General features: G+C 48.5%; 12 protein-coding genes. 7 read left to right on the plus strand and 5 right to left on the minus strand.

Annotation, left to right across the window (positions count from 1 at the left end):
* Positions 1-565: 565 nt before the first annotated feature.
* Together S7335_RS15990 and gyrA are read right to left on the minus strand one after the other, a co-directional pair.
* A complete protein-coding gene (locus S7335_RS15990) occupies positions 566-1,816 on the minus strand; it encodes an ABC transporter ATP-binding protein (protein WP_006455228.1) in 1,251 nt (416 codons plus the stop codon).
* Positions 1,817-1,981: 165 nt separating this feature from the next.
* Positions 1,982-4,480: a DNA gyrase subunit A gene (gene gyrA, locus S7335_RS15995; protein WP_038016373.1), complete on the minus strand. Its 2,499-nt coding sequence runs from the start codon at positions 4,478-4,480 to the stop codon at positions 1,982-1,984.
* Between the two features lie 744 nt (positions 4,481-5,224).
* Between gyrA and S7335_RS16000 the strand changes: the two genes are divergently transcribed.
* Positions 5,225-5,623: a response regulator gene (locus tag S7335_RS16000; RefSeq protein WP_006454969.1), complete on the plus strand. Its 399-nt coding sequence runs from the start codon at positions 5,225-5,227 to the stop codon at positions 5,621-5,623.
* Between the two features lie 49 nt (positions 5,624-5,672).
* On the opposite strand, the gene S7335_RS28475 is transcribed toward S7335_RS16000, so the two are convergent.
* The 3 genes from S7335_RS28475 to S7335_RS16010 all read right to left on the minus strand — a co-directional run bounded on the left by S7335_RS28475 (position 5,673) and on the right by S7335_RS16010 (position 12,331).
* Complete coding sequence (locus tag S7335_RS28475; RefSeq protein ID WP_006453647.1) at positions 5,673-5,828, minus strand: hypothetical protein; 156 nt, start codon at positions 5,826-5,828, stop codon at positions 5,673-5,675.
* Between the two features lie 30 nt (positions 5,829-5,858).
* Positions 5,859-6,740: a tetratricopeptide repeat protein gene (locus S7335_RS16005; protein ID WP_006454299.1), complete on the minus strand. Its 882-nt coding sequence runs from the start codon at positions 6,738-6,740 to the stop codon at positions 5,859-5,861.
* 323 nt (positions 6,741-7,063) lie between these two features.
* The gene (locus tag S7335_RS16010) at positions 7,064-12,331 is read right to left on the minus strand and encodes a translocation/assembly module TamB domain-containing protein (protein WP_006456477.1); all 5,268 of its coding nucleotides are present in this window, start codon (positions 12,329-12,331) and stop codon (positions 7,064-7,066) included.
* A gap of 130 nt (positions 12,332-12,461) precedes the next feature.
* Here S7335_RS16010 and S7335_RS16015 point away from each other — a divergent pair, with 130 nt between their 5' ends.
* The 6 genes from S7335_RS16015 to S7335_RS16040 all read left to right on the plus strand — a co-directional run bounded on the left by S7335_RS16015 (position 12,462) and on the right by S7335_RS16040 (position 16,162).
* The gene (locus S7335_RS16015; protein WP_006455343.1) at positions 12,462-13,427 is read left to right on the plus strand and encodes a CPBP family intramembrane glutamic endopeptidase; all 966 of its coding nucleotides are present in this window, start codon (positions 12,462-12,464) and stop codon (positions 13,425-13,427) included.
* Between the two features lie 24 nt (positions 13,428-13,451).
* A complete protein-coding gene (trmB, locus tag S7335_RS16020) occupies positions 13,452-14,117 on the plus strand; it encodes a tRNA (guanosine(46)-N7)-methyltransferase TrmB (RefSeq protein WP_038016376.1) in 666 nt (221 codons plus the stop codon).
* A 41-nt stretch (positions 14,118-14,158) separates the two neighbouring features.
* The gene (locus S7335_RS16025) at positions 14,159-14,587 is read left to right on the plus strand and encodes an HHL1-like protein (protein WP_006456965.1); all 429 of its coding nucleotides are present in this window, start codon (positions 14,159-14,161) and stop codon (positions 14,585-14,587) included.
* Between the two features lie 120 nt (positions 14,588-14,707).
* Positions 14,708-15,163 carry a cupin domain-containing protein gene (locus S7335_RS16030; protein ID WP_006456195.1) on the plus strand — a complete coding sequence of 152 codons (456 nt, stop codon included), beginning with the start codon at positions 14,708-14,710 and terminating at the stop codon, positions 15,161-15,163.
* 188 nt (positions 15,164-15,351) lie between these two features.
* Positions 15,352-15,759 carry a TIGR03643 family protein gene (locus S7335_RS29520; RefSeq protein ID WP_006457534.1) on the plus strand — a complete coding sequence of 136 codons (408 nt, stop codon included), beginning with the start codon at positions 15,352-15,354 and terminating at the stop codon, positions 15,757-15,759.
* A gap of 151 nt (positions 15,760-15,910) precedes the next feature.
* Positions 15,911-16,162, plus strand: coding sequence for a hypothetical protein (locus tag S7335_RS16040; RefSeq protein WP_006456226.1), 252 nt, complete (start codon positions 15,911-15,913; stop codon positions 16,160-16,162).
* Positions 16,163-16,224 lie beyond the last annotated feature (62 nt).

The following is a 16,224-nucleotide window of genomic DNA, read 5'->3' on the forward strand; positions in this document are numbered from 1 at the left end:
TATCTCATTATCAAGATAAGTTCGTAACTGCGCAGTGTACTACTGTCTCATAACGACCTTTTGCAAGACAAGTGATGAAAGTTATAACGATTCATAGGTAAGGTGTAACCAGAATATCTTTGTAAAGATGGGGAGAACTCACCATAACCGCAGGTCTTACTTTGGAATTCAACAGATCCGAAAATGGCTAGCGAACCAGCACAATATCATGCTTAGAGTAGCTGGGCATACAGATATCCTCAGTGTTGTTTCACACAACATCTAACAACATTTGACCTTCATACAGCTAAGACTCAGTTTCATCATCAGGTAGCAGCGTGACTAGTACTCTCGTTCCTTCGAGAACTTCATTGACTCCAAAAGTTCAAATCTGCCTTGGCGGATTTTAGCCCAAAGAGTCTGCAACCTGTTCTCCACCGATAGAGTCAGACCTTGACTGTATACATCCATAATTCTGACGACGCTCTATAGAGAGAACTTCAAAGCATTATCTCCACCGACAGCTTGAAGGTTGGTTACATAATAGTGTTTAATACTTGTTTACTGAAAAGCAAATAGAGCCTTCTTATGCTGACCTCGTTTCTGAAAAGATAGCTCTACCTGACTCATCATCAAATAGATGAATTTTTTCAGTCGGAAAGCTAAGCTGTAGCACGCTGCCCTGCTCAATTGGCAGATCGGCAGATATTCTTACCTGCAGCGATTGACTAGCGGCTCTGTCCACATTACGACTACCTGCACTCTGCGCTAGCGTTACTACCGCGAAGGTTTCACTGCCCAAGGCTTCGAACTGTATGACGGTTGCTGGAAACGCGCCGGGAGTTTGACCAACTGCGATATGCTCCGGGCGAATGCCTAGTGTGATTTGCTGATTGTTGTAGGTGTGTAGCGGCCAGTCGTCAGGGACAGCGACTGTGAAACTAGGGTGAACGAGCTGCCCCGCTTTGACAGTCACTGGCAAAAAGTTCATCGGCGGCGAACCAATAAAGGCAGCAACGAAACGATTGGCTGGCTGACGATAGAGTGCTAGTGGCGGATCGACCTGCTGGATTTTGCCTGCGTTCATCACAGCAATGCGATCGCCCATTGTCATTGCTTCAGTTTGATCGTGCGTCACGTAGATAGTGGTCGTTCCCAGCTCTTTTTGCAGACTGACAATCTGCGCTCTAGTTTCTGTGCGAAGCTTGGCATCTAGATTGGATAGTGGCTCATCCATCAAAAAGACTTGTGGGTCGCGGGCCATGGCTCTACCCAGGGCAACTCTTTGCTTTTGTCCACCAGAAAGCTGTTTGGGGAGACGAGTGAGTAACGCTTCAATCTGTAGCATTTTAGCGACGCTGTGTACTCTCTTTGAGATCTGTTGTTCGGCAGCGGACTGATAGCGTAGAGCGCTAGGAAGTCTGCGAGTGAGGCTAACTAGGGCACTAGAAAGTAGGCTAGGGCGCTGAGCTGTCGTCGTAGGCCGAGCCCGTCTTAGCCCGAAGGCGAGATTGTCGTAAACGCTGAGATGCGGATAGAGCGCGTAGCTTTGAAACACCATGGCAATGTCTCGTTGCTTGGGGGGAAGCGCATCGACGTTGCGATCGCCTACCCAAATCTCGCCGCCTGTCAGTGTTTCAAGCCCTGAGATCAGCCGCAGTAGCGTACTCTTTCCACAGCCAGAGGGTCCCACTAGAACCATGAACTCACCGTCGGCAATCGTTAAGTTGATATTTTCTAGAACAGGACGATCAATATCTCTTGGGCGAGCTTCAGCCTTAGTAGCAGCCTCTGGTGGAAAGATCTTGGTGATGTTTTTAAGAAGAACAGAAGCCAAAGGGTAAACGGTGAAAGGTGAGCGATGAAAATCGAAAGCTAAAAGACAAACTATGGACGAAAATTAGCACAAAGCAAATTGATGATATCAAGCCGATGCATAGCAGCGCAGCCCTACTTCATTATTTATCACTTCATCCATCGTGCCTTTAGCACCCTTTGCTAGTCACTTCTCACTCTCAGGCATATCAGTGACTAGCGTTTCGACAATCGTTTCAGTGCGTTCAGGCGTCACCAGTCGAGCACAGGGTTGAGATCGCCCTTGAAGCGGAACACTATCTATCGCAATTTTAGCCGCGCGACCCTGATCGGTTAGCACAGTGAGATTCGCTTCTGGTACTGCAACATTAAGGGAGACTAGAGCATCGCTTTTGAGATTGAATTTAAAGGATTGAGAGCCAATACCGCCGCGGTTAGAAGTCTTGAAGGTGCTGACTAGAATGCGTTTTCCGTAGCCCTTATTAGAAACTAGAATCAACGTATCCTTTGGACTGACAGGAATGCAACCGACTAGGCGCTCGCTTTTGGGTAGCCGAATACCCTGTGGACCCTGAGCCGTTCGGCTCATCTCCGGCAGCTGATCCGCATCGATTCTAAAGCGCAACACTCTGCCGCCAGATGAGGCGAGTACCAAATCGCTTCCCATAGGCGCAATGAACGCATGCTTTAGCAGATCGTCGTCTTTAAGTTTGACGGCGGTTAGTCCACGACCGGTTAGGTTTGACATTTCGCTAGCAGGTAAGCGTTTCACTCGGCCTTTAGCAGTCACCAAAATAAGCTGTTGAGCTAGCCTTGCTTCACTCAGGACAATCTGGGTGACGACGCTATCAGGCGTACTTCCAACCGCGTCAGGCAATAGGCCAATGAGCGGAACACCTTTGCTTTGCCTTTGGGCAATCGGAACATCGCTGACGCTAAGCGTAAAGGCTTTGCCCTCTTGGGTCAGAACAAGTACTTCCTCAGTTGGATTCGTTATCTCTGTTTGGATAGTAACATCATCAAACTCTTCTAGGGCTTTAGTGGGCCCGCTAGCGTCTTTACGCCGAGTGCGGGTTTTAGGAGAGGCACGGCGAACGTAGCCCTTTCGAGTAAATTCTAAAATGAATTCTTCTTCGCTTTCTTCGGCGGCAATCTCGGCAAGTACTTGTTCTTCTTTGACCCGTTCAGCTTCGGTCTGGATGCGAGTACGGCGGCGATCGCCAAATTTCTTTTTGAGCGCGCGCAGCTCTTTTTTGAGCGATTTCATCAACACATTGCGATCGCTCACCAATGTCTCTAGCTGATTGATGCGTTCGTCAAGTTCATCACTCTCGTCTCGTAGCTTCTGCTGCTCAAGGCCAGTCAAACGCCGTAGCGGCATGGCGAGGATGCTGTCGGCTTGGCGATCGCTAAGGTCAAACGCTTCGATCATCTCTACTTTTGCGGTCGTGCCATCGGGCGCGTTACGTAAGATGTCGATGATGTCATCTAGGCTATCTAGGGCGATCAAAAGCCCTTCGACGATGTGAAAGCGGTTACGCTTTTGTTCTAGCTCATGGCTGTACTGACGAATCAGCGTACTCTCTCTGAAGTTAAGAAACGCTTCTAAGATCTCTTTAAGCGAAAGCTGCCTGGGCTGACCGTCTTCAATGGCTAGCATGAGCGCACCGAAGTTGGTCTGCAAAGCCGTCATCTTGTAAAGATCGTTTAAGATCAGCTGGGGTTGAGCTTCTCGCTTTAGCTCAATGACGACTCGCATGCCCTCGCGATCACTTTCGTCGCGAATATCAGAAATACCGTCAATCCGTCCTTGATTGACTAGGCTAGCAATTTTGGTGATCCAACTTGCTTTATTAACCTGATAGGGTAGCTCTGTGACAACAATCGCCTGACGCGATCGCTTTCCCTTTCCTGGCCGGATCTCTTCAAAATTAGCAATTCCTCGAATTGGAATACTGCCTCGTCCGGTCCGATAGGCATCATGAATGCCCTTCGTATCAATAATCTCTGCGCCTGTGGGAAAGTCTGGTCCCGGAATCAGCTTAAATAGCGATTCATTTGAAAGATTGGGACGATCAACTAGTGCAATCAACCCATCGACTACCTCGCCCAAGTTGTGCGGTGGAATATTAGTCGCCATACCCACTGCAATGCCTGAGCTGCCATTCAAAATCAGATTAGGTAGCTGAGCAGGGAGCACAATTGGCTCCTGCTGAGAGCTGTCAAAGTTATCAATAAAATCAACAGTTGCTTCGCTAACTTCGCCGAGTAGTGCAGCATGACCAATCTCTGCTAAGCGCGTTTCGGTATAGCGCATGGCCGCAGGCGGATCATTATCAACTGAACCAAAGTTGCCGTGGCCGGCTAACAACGGATAGCGACTAGAAAAATCTTGAACCATCCGCACTAGCGCGTCATATACCGCCTGATCGCCATGGGGATGATATTTTCCTAGCACGTCTCCCACAACGCGGGCGCACTTACGAAAAGGTCGATCGGGAACCAACCCTAGCTCGTGCATAGCATACATGATGCGTCGATGCACTGGCTTGAGGCCATCGCGAACATCAGGCAGCGCTCGCCCAACGATTACACTCATGGCGTATTCCAAATATGATCGCTGTACCTCGGTATGCAAGGAAATTGGCACGATCTGCTCTTCGGAAGATTTTAACTGTTTCGCCATGAATGGGGCCTGTGAATGAATAGGTGCTTAAGCAAGCATTAGGTGGACGTGAGTATCGCTAGCGGTGAAGGCTAACCACGTAGCTAGATACGAACTCTAGCGATGTGAGACTAAAACTGGCGATGTGAGGGATAATTAGCTCCTCGACGTTGGCCGGTTTGAAGCAGAGTAGTTCAAGCGATAGTTCAAGTGAGAAATAGGTGTAACAATGCTGTACGTTACACGGAAGTGTTGAAAAGTCGCAACACCTAAAGCTGAACTTCTTAGGGCCTCCAGATCTAGGAGTCAACTTTAGATCTAGGCACTCAGGCTTCTTACTTAGTTTGAGTCACTTATTTTGAGTCATTTAGTGAAACTTTCACATTTAGGATTTGGAGATAAGGAAATATACCAGCTCTAAGAGGATCTACTGAATACATCCGCCGGACTTCTAAGCAGTTAACCCTATTTAGTACTGCAATTTAGCGCAGGTTGTGTCTTTCGATAAAGGGTAGGCTAAAGGTAAGGGTAATCATGGCTACCATATGTGAACAAATCGCTCAGGCACTGAATGATTTTAGACAGAGCATGGCTTAGTTTTTGGAAGATTTAGTTTTTGGAAGATAGTTCTATGTCTAAAGAGTACTGGTCGCGCGAAAATGGTGGTCTTATGAAAACTTATCTTGATAGTTTCGATAGAGAGCATCGCCACCCGAAAGGTTGTAAGTTGTCTAGCGAGACGTCATCACTGGGGTAGATAACGCTATGAGAACCGTTTTGATTGTGGAAGACGATATGGTGAACGCCCGTGTCTTCTCGAAGATTCTGACAAAACGAGGAGGGCTGAACGTAAAACACACAGAGAATGTGGATGAAGTTATCAGCACTGCTCAAAACAAAGAGGCAGATGTTATCTTGATGGATGTTTCGCTCTCTCATAGCATGTATCAAGGTAAGCCAGTCGATGGCATCGAGATTACTCAATTACTAAAGGGTGATCCACAAACTTCAGATGTCCCTGTGATCTTAGTAACAGCCCATGCCATGGATGGAGATAGAGAGACCTTTCTAAGCCAGAGCGGAGCAGATGGCTACATCTCTAAACCAGTAGTAGATCATCAGCAGTTTATAGATGAGATTGCGGCTAGGATTCCTGCTGAGTGATAAGCACTAAATACTGGATATAGTCATCCTTAGATGTAGTTCGTTTGTATTATATCGCATTCACATACGATCGCTTCATCTGTAGAGTCTGTTCATACCCTATTACCTTTGCCAGGTCAGCTAGAATCGGTGCTTCTTGCTTCTTATCTCGCATATTATGCACAACCTGGCTACCGGGCCTTGTCGGAAAAGATAAGTAGGCCATAGCTTGGATATGAGGCTTTTGCTGAGAGATCTAGAGCTGTTCTAGCAGTGCTTGTAGTTGTGGAGTGCTGAAGAACTCTTGAGTCGCGGCAATCAGCTGATCACCCCAAAGATTTTCTTCGAGAAATTCGATTTGTGCGTAGCGAGGATCGCGCTCTAGGCTAGCGATCGCACTTTCTATATTAGTTGAGCTTCGATTCCCCTGACTGTATTTAGCAACGGCGATCGCGAGTATTGGTTCGGTCTCCTCGTTGCCTGTCAAGCTCAATGCTTCTTGCCACTTCGCAATCGCTCCGTCGGTATCACCCCGCTCATACATCACCAGGCCAATGTTGTTCACAGCTGGCCACATAGCAGCATCACTGCTAATCGCTTTTTCATATTGAGCGATCGCCTGGTCAAAGCGATTGAGCTTGTAATAAACGTTACCTAGATCGAATAGCGCACTAGGATTGTCCGGCGATAGCTTCAGTCCATCCTCGATTGAACGGGCAGCCTGCCAATAGTAAGCTTCACTAAAGTAAGCTGTACCCAGATTAAACAGAATTAGAGGATCGTTTGGTTCGAGATCTTTCGCTCGCTCTAGACTATCGATTGCCTTCCTAGGCTCTGGCTCACTAGCGCGCAGGTATAGGTTGCCAAGCAGCGCTAATATGGTTGGTTCGTTTGGCAGAAGCTGAGCAGCAAGCTGCGCTCTAGCAAGTGCTTCATCGAATTGCTGAAACTGGGCAAGCTGAACGGCATCTTGTGCCAACAGTTCACCATCTGCACGCAGACGTTCTTCGTCTAGGGGTAGCGTATAGGGCAGCAGCGCCTGAGCCTTTGCTGGTCTAGCGCCGCCTAAACTACTTCCTAAGACACTCGTCAAAGCGCTTAGAAACAGGAGTAGCGAGAGAGTAGATCGTTTGAACACAGGTTGCTTCAGTAGAGAACTTTTGGAGGACTAACTTCAAGAGATTGCTAAGCACTTAGTTTAGATCTAGCCATTTAGCTGGCTCTAAAAGAACCTCATCAAATAGAGATTGTAGCTTTTGATAGCGTGGCAAGCTAAGGGTAGGTGACTATATTGTATCTGGCCAGTTAGTTTAGCCAATACATAATCTCTAAGGGTCTTGGCCTAGTGTAGACTTTGCTACCGACAGCCAGTCTAGAATGAATAAGGTGTCTTCAGTATAGAGTTCAATAGAGTTCAGTTGATTGCGGTCAGAATTGATAGCGAAGCCAAGTTAAAAACCATTAAAACCTTATCCGATATTCCAAGAAAACTTGGTTGATATCGTCAAGGTTCGTGTTTGAACGTACTGTAAATGAGTCGCTAAGGCGATAGTTGAGACCAAACTCAGGGTTGGTGCTATCGGTCAAGATTTTTGCAATGCTTAGCGAGAAATCATCTGTTACATCAAAACCAACTTCAGCCGCTAGATCTATTCCGGTGTCGTTGTCTTCTTCAGAAAGGGTACGGCTAGCAGCGGTGACCGGAAACAGCCGAAACTCACTGAGATTGAGGGGACCAACAACGAAATCTTGCACGTTATTAAGCAAGGCACCCCCAACCAGATTGATCAGACCACTGAAGCTATCGCCACCGCCCGAGAGCGAGCCGACGGTTGACTCTAGAGCGGTGACTACACCACTACCAATGAGTCCTAAAAGTTCGGTTTGCGATCGCGGTGGCGTACTGCTTAGCTCTAGGTTCTCAAAGATCCTATTTGCTGGTCCCTCAACGTCTGCCCGCACGCGAATCGTTCGTAAAGAACCCGTACTTTCAAAACCTGGATTGGTATCATCTACAATCTCGGAACGGGCAAACGGTGAACTGGCAATAGGGGCTGTTCTGTTTACCTCAGACACAGAAGCTCGTAAGGAAACATCTAGATCTGGATTTTGCAGCCCTGTTTCCGGCGTAAAAGTCGCGGTATTATCGTCTCCATTTAGCCGGAACAGTGTAGTAAATAAATTGACTCGACCTGAGCGAAGACTGATTGTCCCTTGAGGACTCAGTGCGGTAAGCGCACCGTCTAGCACTATGGTGCCATCGGCAATAAAGTTCAGCAGCGTACCCTGAGTAATCTGAATAGAGTCACCAAGGGTGAGCTGGAGATTGCGGAAAGTCGGTGAGCGGCGATTATTTGCTAAACTGACCGTGCCCGGAGTGCGTGGAATCGGCCTTTGCGTAGGCAGCTCAAACTCAGAGTCGCTGCGGTCTTCGGCTAGCTCGGCTTCAGCATCTGCTTCTGCCACTGTTTCAGGTTCGTCACCATTAGGAAGCAAAATCCGGCCATCGCTAAGCAAGACTTGACCACCAATTTCTGTACCACCCGCTAGGCTACCTCCGATCACAAGCTGGCCGTCGACGCCCCCGTTATAAGTGTTTGCTAGAGAAAGGCGGATATCGTCTAGGTTCACACGTAGCGGACGACTACTAGCTGCCGAGTCTTCTAGTAGCGGTGCGATCGATCCACCGTTCTTCCGCAAAGGCAGCGTTCCGGCAGCTGTCACCTGTCCTTGTCCAATTTGACCTTTCAGGGCATCTACAACGATCAGATCGCCTAAGAATCGAGCCTCGCCAGTGACCTCTATCAGCGGTTCTGGTAGGATCTGAGCGCTAAGTACCGCTTCTGAAAGTGAGGCAGACCCAGCAATCACCGGTTTGGCTAAGGTGCCATCTACCGTCAGATTCACCTCACCACTGCCTGATTCAAATGCGACTTGATCATTGAAGATATTCAGTAGCGCCAGCCCTTCGTTTTCGACACTAATATCAATATCTAGTTGATCAGTTGAAGGCTCGACACTCATAAAGTCGAATGCATAGGGAATTCGACCCGTTAGTAGCAGTGGCCGCTCTGGTGTAGAAGCGGTCAAAGTGCTTTGCAGACTGAGGATGGCATTTTGGTAAACAAAAGCGGCTGAGGCGGTCTCTAAAGGGGTGCCATTGATCTGCGCAGATGAGAGAGTTGCTCTACCTCTAAGCTGTGGGTTTGAAAGATCACCTCCAAGCGTAGCAGTAGCACTCGCTAGCCCTTCGATATCAAAAGGTAGCTCAAAAAGACTATCCAATATGCCAGCATCGATGTTGTTGGCGGTAGCTTGGAGATCGGATTTGAGTTCGGTGTCCTGACCGAACACAATTTGTCCCACTAGGTTGACAATGGCTTCGTCACCTGGACTTAGGATATCCGGACTCTCAGCTAGATTCTCAGCAGAAACGACCGAGGTAAATCGAACCGGCTGTAGCACTAAGAGATTTGGCGTCAGGCTGCCTACGGCAACGACATTATCAGCGCTGTAGTCATCTCCCCACCGCCAGTTTGTACCCACTAGGTCAAACCCTAGATCAAATTCACGACCGATGCCCTCTAGCTGAAAAGTTCCGGCAAAAGGACCTTCTAGTTCGCTTAGCGGTGGCAGTAGGTTACTTTCATTGGCGATCGCACTTTCTGCCTGGAGCTCTTGAATTTCGGCTAGCCGATTGAGCTGATCGTTGAGTTCAAACGGTTGAGCAGCGTCGGAATCATTAACGCTGACAGTATTGAGTAAGCGACCCAAATCAGCCTCAGAAATCGGATCGCTGAGCCAATCAGGTGAAGTCAAACCGCGATTAAAATCCTCTAAGCGATAAATCGAAGCGGCGCTCAAGAGACTATTGATGCTGCCTGCTTGGGTGGTAAGCGTAGCGCTGTAGACCGGCTCTGGTCCATTTAAGTTCAGCTCTCCAGCTAGCTGGTAAGTCGTATTATTTTCCGGGTTATTATCACCTTTGTTTAAGATGAGCTGGCCATTAGTGATCGTCGCTATGCTATTGGCATGGCTGACTTGTCCGACTAGCTGGCCGCCGGAGATGTAGCCAAGACCTAGCTGATCGATTCTGATATCGCCTTCAAGCGACTGAGTGACTAGATTGAAAGCTAGCTGGTTAGTTGAAAGCGTCCCCCGGAGCTGACCAATCTCAGCAATGCCATCAGTGGGAAAGTTGAGGGTTGCCAATGGAAAATCTTTTGCTGTTAGGGTGAGCACATCACCTTGGGTTTGGCCGCTAGCGGTTGCCCCTTTCCAGGCAACGGCAAAGTCAAAGCTAGGTGGACTATCTTGGCCTAGCAGTGGGCCTGTATTGACTAGGATGCTTTCGCCGCCACCCACGACATCTAAGGCTACGCCGGTCCTGGAGGCATAAGCAACTCGGCCTGTAAGGGGAGATTCGAAGGGCAAACTGTTGACGACGAGGTTGGTAAGGCTCACACGGCCCTCAACGGTGGGATCGGTAGGGCTGCCTGTGATGGTGCCGTCGAAGTCGGTGCGACCTTTGACGGCGAGGATAGAGGGTAGCTCGAAAGGCAGCTCGGCGATCGCATAGTCTCTAGCGTTCACCTGCAGATCTAGTCGCTCGATGCTAAACCCATTCTCAAAGTTGGGAGTAAGGGTGCCGCTAGCCCTAGCGCGATCCGAGTTTGCTTCGATCACCTGAATCTCCTCACCGTTCCAAGCGACCTGGGCCGTGAGCGGCTCACTAAAGCCGTTGAGTTGACGGCTGAAGCTAGCGAGTCCTTGAGAAAAGGCAATGTCCCCTTCAGCGGTAAGGGTATCTAATCCTAAGTTGTCTGTTGATCCACTGAGCGTGAACTGTCCGCTGACATCTCCACGCAGATCGGGTGAAAACGATCCTAGCTGCACACCTGATAGGGCCACATCACTTTCAAAAAAACCATTGGTAAGGGTGCCAGCGCCGCTGAGCGTACCGCCGCCTACCGCAAAAACCGTATTGCGAAAAACTAGATCTGTCCCTCGAATGTCGATCGTGCCTGATCCAGCATATTCAGCATTCGGTGCGTCCCATTCTACCGTGGTATCCACTGCCCCATCGCGGCCTACCACGGTGGTATCAGTTGACACTCGCCCGATCTGAAAATTGGTCTCTACACCGTAAAGAGAAGCGATCGCATTGGCGGGTAAATTGCGCCCGGCAAATTGAAAGGAGAAGGGTGAGCCTTTTCCTAAGAAGACCTCACCCGTACCTTGTAACGAGCCGCCGACGCTCGGCGTGGCGAAAATATCATTGAGATAAAGATCTTGACCCTGTAGCTGAAATCCAGTAGAGGCCGTGTCAAAGACAACTTCATCGACCATAACTTGGCTAGTTGAGGTTGCTAGCCCTGTAAATACAGGCTTGTCTAATGAGCCATCGACTCTGGCAACTGCCTCAAACACACCCGCAGCAGGGACGGGCAAATCTAAATCAACAGTCTCGACAAACTCTGCGACCGTCACATCTTTTGTCTGAGCTGCTAGGTCGTAATAGCCCTCATTGAAATTAATCTGTCCTTCGGCGATCGCATCAATCAGGCCATAGTCAGCCGAGACTCGATCAATTACCCACACATTGTCTTTGAACTGGGTCTGTCCGTTGATGTTCTCTACTGGCAGCGGCAAAATGCTAGTTGCCAGCTCGCCCTCTTTGACACTGACTGTACCGGAATACTCAACGTCCGCCTGCGGTCGAAAGTTTAGATCTAGAGTGCCACTCACATCACCCGCGTTAATTCCCACGGTGTTGGTTTGCAGCTTTAAGGTAGAGAGCGTAAAGCTAAGTATGTCTGAGAGCGGAGCCTCGTCCGCTTGCACCACTAAATTGGTCGCAAAAGCGAGCGCTGTGTCCTCGGCTGAATCGACAACGTCCGCCTGGTCGGTTGCATCCTCACTGAGCAGCTCATCAACCACTTCCTCGTTGGGTTCATCATCGCTATCATCTAGCTGATCGTCCTCGTCCGTGAGGCTTTCAATGACCACCGGAGCAATCATGGGTTGGACCTCCCCTTTAAGCCCGATGCTGCCACCCTTAATAGGATCGCCGTCTGCCTCAAATCGAACGGCAAAAACGTCTTTGCCAGCAATCTCTACTTCATCGAGTGCTAGCTGCCCTGATACGTTTTCTAGAAAGATGGGTTCAGGTTCTTCATTCGGAACAGGCAACGGTACTAAGGTCAGCTGAGACTCTTCAAGATAGACTTCATCGAGGCGAATTTTAAATCGACTTTCTGGCCTCTCTTCTTTTTGAGGAAAAACATAGTTAAGCCAACCTCTTTCGAGATCTTGAGCTAGGTAGCCCTCTGCATCAACCACTATCAGATCTAGGCTCAGCTCAAAAGTAAGCAGCGTTTTGAGCAGGTCGAATTCGACAATGACGCTCTCGGCATCTAGTGTCGTAGGGTCTAAGGCTGAAGCGCTGACTGTAGAAGGCCCCACGCGAATGCTGCCAATGCCTACTTGTTCAACTTCGCCTAGCGCGACTGGACGCTCTAGGTAGTTAGTCAAGATCCTTGAAATCAAAGGAGAGAGGTCTTTATGAATATACAGCCAGCCCCAAATGGCTAGACTTAGGCCAACTGCGCCGATTACCGACCCTGTGAAAGCACCCAGCCAGAACCAAGAGAATCGACGCGGTAAGCGGCCATCACTTGGGTTCTCGGGTTGCTCTAAATGAGAATCTGGAGGATCGATTTGAGGCACAAAAGTCGCTCAAAACCTGACTACTCAGTTACTTTAGCAACTTTGGCCAGCCCTTTTATGAGGATGTGGCAGTTTGGTTATCGGCGATCATTGTCTGCGCCCAAAACCGCACGGAATAGAGCAGATAACAGTGCTCAAAGGTTTCTATAATGGTTGGATTGAGCATGTGCCGACGGCTAGGTTTGAACCCTTGACTAATCCATTTTTGACCTTGAGAAGTCGCTATTTGGTACTAGGTGCGTACGTAGTGGCGAGTTTAGGCATTGGATTTGGATATAGCTATCTAGGGATGTTGCAGCTATTGCCGTGGGATCGTGACGATCCGCTCTCAGTACCGGTGCTATCGATTGCGATTTGGACGGTACTACTAGCGGTAGTATGGCGAGAAAGTCGTCGCCACGGACTACAAGTGCGATCGCTATTCGGGGAGGAGATGCCACAGTTTTCTCTAACGTATGCGGCGGTACTGGTGATCAGCGCGCTCATTTTTTCTCTTGGCAGCTTTTCAGTTGTCTTCTATTTCTTGTCGCTAAGCTTTCCTAACTATGCAACACAGATCCTAGAGTCTGATCTATTAGGCGGTGGGCTCAACAGCCAGTACCCTCAGCTATATAACGTACTGATGCTGTTTCTATTATTGGTGTATGCGCCGCTAGTAGAAGAGTTAGTATTTCGTGGGTTTTTGCTACAGCGCTGGGCATCAAAGTGGGGACTAAGAAGCGGTCTAATTGTGTCTTCTTTGCTCTTCGGGATTCTGCATTTGAATAATCCAGTAGGGCTAACGCTATTTGGCCTATTGATGGGCTTGTTGTATGTGCGATCGCGTAGTCTGTGGATCCCGATTGCCTGTCACAGCCTCAACAATCTGGCTGCCGTTGGCATCGATGGCCTTTCTAAGTGGATAAGTGGCGATCGCTCTGAAGCTGTGACTGTCACTAGCTTGCAAGAGAGCTGGTGGACAGGACTTATTTTGATTGCTATCTCAACGCCCTTACTATGGCAATTTATCAAACGCAGCTGGCCAAAAGCTGGAGATAACATTCCCTACTTGCTAAATGCCCGAAAATTAGCCGCTCTAGAAGACAATACAGAATAACTTAAGCGTAATTCTTGCTTGGCTATGCCTCCTATTCGCCGCGTTCGTCAGCACGTCAATCCGCTCAGCCACAAATATGCTACCCCTGCGCTTGCGCCAGATTGGAGCAAGGTCTTTACTAACCCTCAGCTGCCTTTGCATCTAGATATTGGCTGTGCTAAGGGAGATTTTGTCAGAGAAATGGCGCACAAAGTACCAGATTGGAATTTTTTGGGGCTAGAAATTAGAGCGCCCTTAGTCGAGAAGGCACTGACCAGACGCGATCTTGACCGTCAGGGCAATCTCCATTTTGTCTTTTGCAATGCTAATAACTCACTAAGGTCCCTGTTAGAAAGCTATCCATCAGCATTGCGTTGTGTCAGCATCCAGTTTCCCGATCCGTGGTTCAAAAAGCGGCATCAGAAACGCAGAGTAGTCCAACCAGAGCTGGTAAACGTGATTGCCGATCTGATGGTAGTCGGCGGAAAAGTGTGGCTGCAGTCGGATATTGAGGAAGTCTGCCAAGAGATGTGTGATCGCTTCGCTGAGAATGCATCTTTTGAAAGATCATATAGAGGAGTCTTCGAGCAGCCAGCCAACCAATGGCTAGGGGCAAGCCCTTTCCCTGCCAAGACTGATCGAGAACAGGTCAGTGAGGAAAAAGGGCTACCCGTGTATCGAGCGATGTATTTCCGCCGGGATCTGCCTTAAAACGATGTAAACTTTTATGAACGACCTACCCTGTGAAAGTTATGGCAGAGCCAGTTGGATTTGGCAAGAAGACCCCCAAAAAACCTAAGTCTGAGCGAACGAAGCAGCGCGAAAAAGCTTCTAAGCAGTACGACAAAATGAAAACAAAAGGGTTGCCGGAGTATGAGGTGTATGTGCGAGGCGTGGGCTCAAAACAGTGGTATCCGATTGGGGCGATCGCCGTTCGTCGATCTAGCCAGATTAGCCGCGCTATCTACCATAGCGAGAAGGACCTGCTACAAGGTGCGTTTCGAGCCTTTCCGGTTCTAAAAAAGAGTAGAGACAACCTAGAGTATGGTTATCGACTCAAAGGTGAGACCGAAGACGACATTGAACTTGCTGTAAAACAACGCGATCGATCTGAACGTGGCTTGTTAGGTTTAGTGAATAGTGTCAAAGGGCTGTTTGGCCAGAAGAAAGCAGCCGACTGATATCTCGACCGATATGCTTGCCATCTTCTTCTGTGATTCTATTGTTACCCTTTTACATTAGCTTGAGCGGTGTTTTCCAAGTTAGATTTTCTGCGTTACCTGTGCTAGTTTCTTCAAGATATGAGCAATCTCAACAAACCCTCACTCTCTTATTGGCATGTTTGGACAGATGACGAAGGTGTAAGTCATCAAACAGAATGCGAACTCACAGACTTCACCCAGGAAAGTATGGGCGGTGATGCTGCGCCACAGTGGAACAATCGACTCATGAATGACGATGCCGAAGTGTTGTTTGCCACTCTCCCAGTGGGCTGGGTTGGAGACTGGCATGAGAATCCTAGGCCGCAGTGGATTGTTCCAATTTCTGGTGTTTGGTACGTAGAAACTATGGATGGTATGCGAGTAGAAATGGGACCCGGTGAGATTTCTTTTGGAGCAGATCAAAACACAAAGGCAGATGCAAAAGGAAGAAAAGGTCATACTTCTGGCTGTGTGGGCGATGAACCTGCAAAGCTGATGGTCGTGCAGCTAAAAGGTGACGACTATCTAGCGGCGCGGCCCGGAGACCTGAGCTAGGTAGGCGTAGGGTTTGTACGCAACTATCCGTATGTAGCTTGTGCGTGAATAAGGCTGGTTGCGATTGGCTAAAGGTGATAGAAATCGTTAGCTTCGTACCTAGGTAGGTTTTCTTAAAGGTAGAGAAGACTGTATCTATTAGGTAAAAGCAAAGGTAGAAAGTAAGGAATGAAGAGTACGAAGTAGCTATGCAGTCTAAACCGCAGTCTGAAACACTCAAGCAGGTCAATAAGAAACCTACCTTAGAGGAATTTAAGCTAGAAGAGTTTGATCTGCGGCATAAAGGAAACAAAGAGAATTCCAGTAGCCTAGCTGCTGATGTATCAGCCCATAGCAGACCAAATATAAAAGAATTAGAGGCAGCAACAGTTGATCGCGTCATTGAAATGGCTTGGGAAGACCGCACTCCGTTTGGTGTAACTGAAGAACAGTTTGGGTTAAAAGAGAAAGATGTGATCGCACTCATGCGACGATATATGAAACGCTCAAGCTTCAAGATGTGGCGCAAACGAGTAGCGGGCCGTCAGACCAAGCATCAGAAGAAGCGAGCGTTTGAAGTAGGGCGATTTCGCTCTAGCAATCAGAAAAATTATTGATAAAGCTGCTGATATTCGCTAGATATTAAAAGTTTTCTAGAATGGTGGAAGTCTTCTAGAATGCTTGTTTTGTTGCGATAAGCAGCGTGGTCAGCGCGTTAGTTGATGCCTGGTGCCATAGCGATCGCCACAGTCGGCGACCCAAGCTTTGATGTTTAGTCAACGACGCTTCATCGACCAGAACTTGGCGGTTACTCTACTGCTCCTGACCTCTGGCTCTAGCTTGGGAATAGCGTCTGATGCCTATAGCGATCTCCATTTAGCTCTATACATTCGTAGCTCTACACGGTCGCGGCTCTACACGGTCGCGATAGATAGAACCGCTCATGCATATGAGGCTAAGCGGTTAGCGACCACCGAATGCATTGAGCGATCGCTATTGCCATTAAAGAAAGCTGCTTGATTTCGGCGATTGATTTGGGTAATCTATCAATTAGGGAGTAGTTCAAAAGTACTATTTTGTCA

It is taken from the genome of Synechococcus sp. PCC 7335 (assembly GCF_000155595.1).
Lineage (GTDB): Bacteria > Cyanobacteriota > Cyanobacteriia > Phormidesmidales > Phormidesmidaceae > Phormidesmis.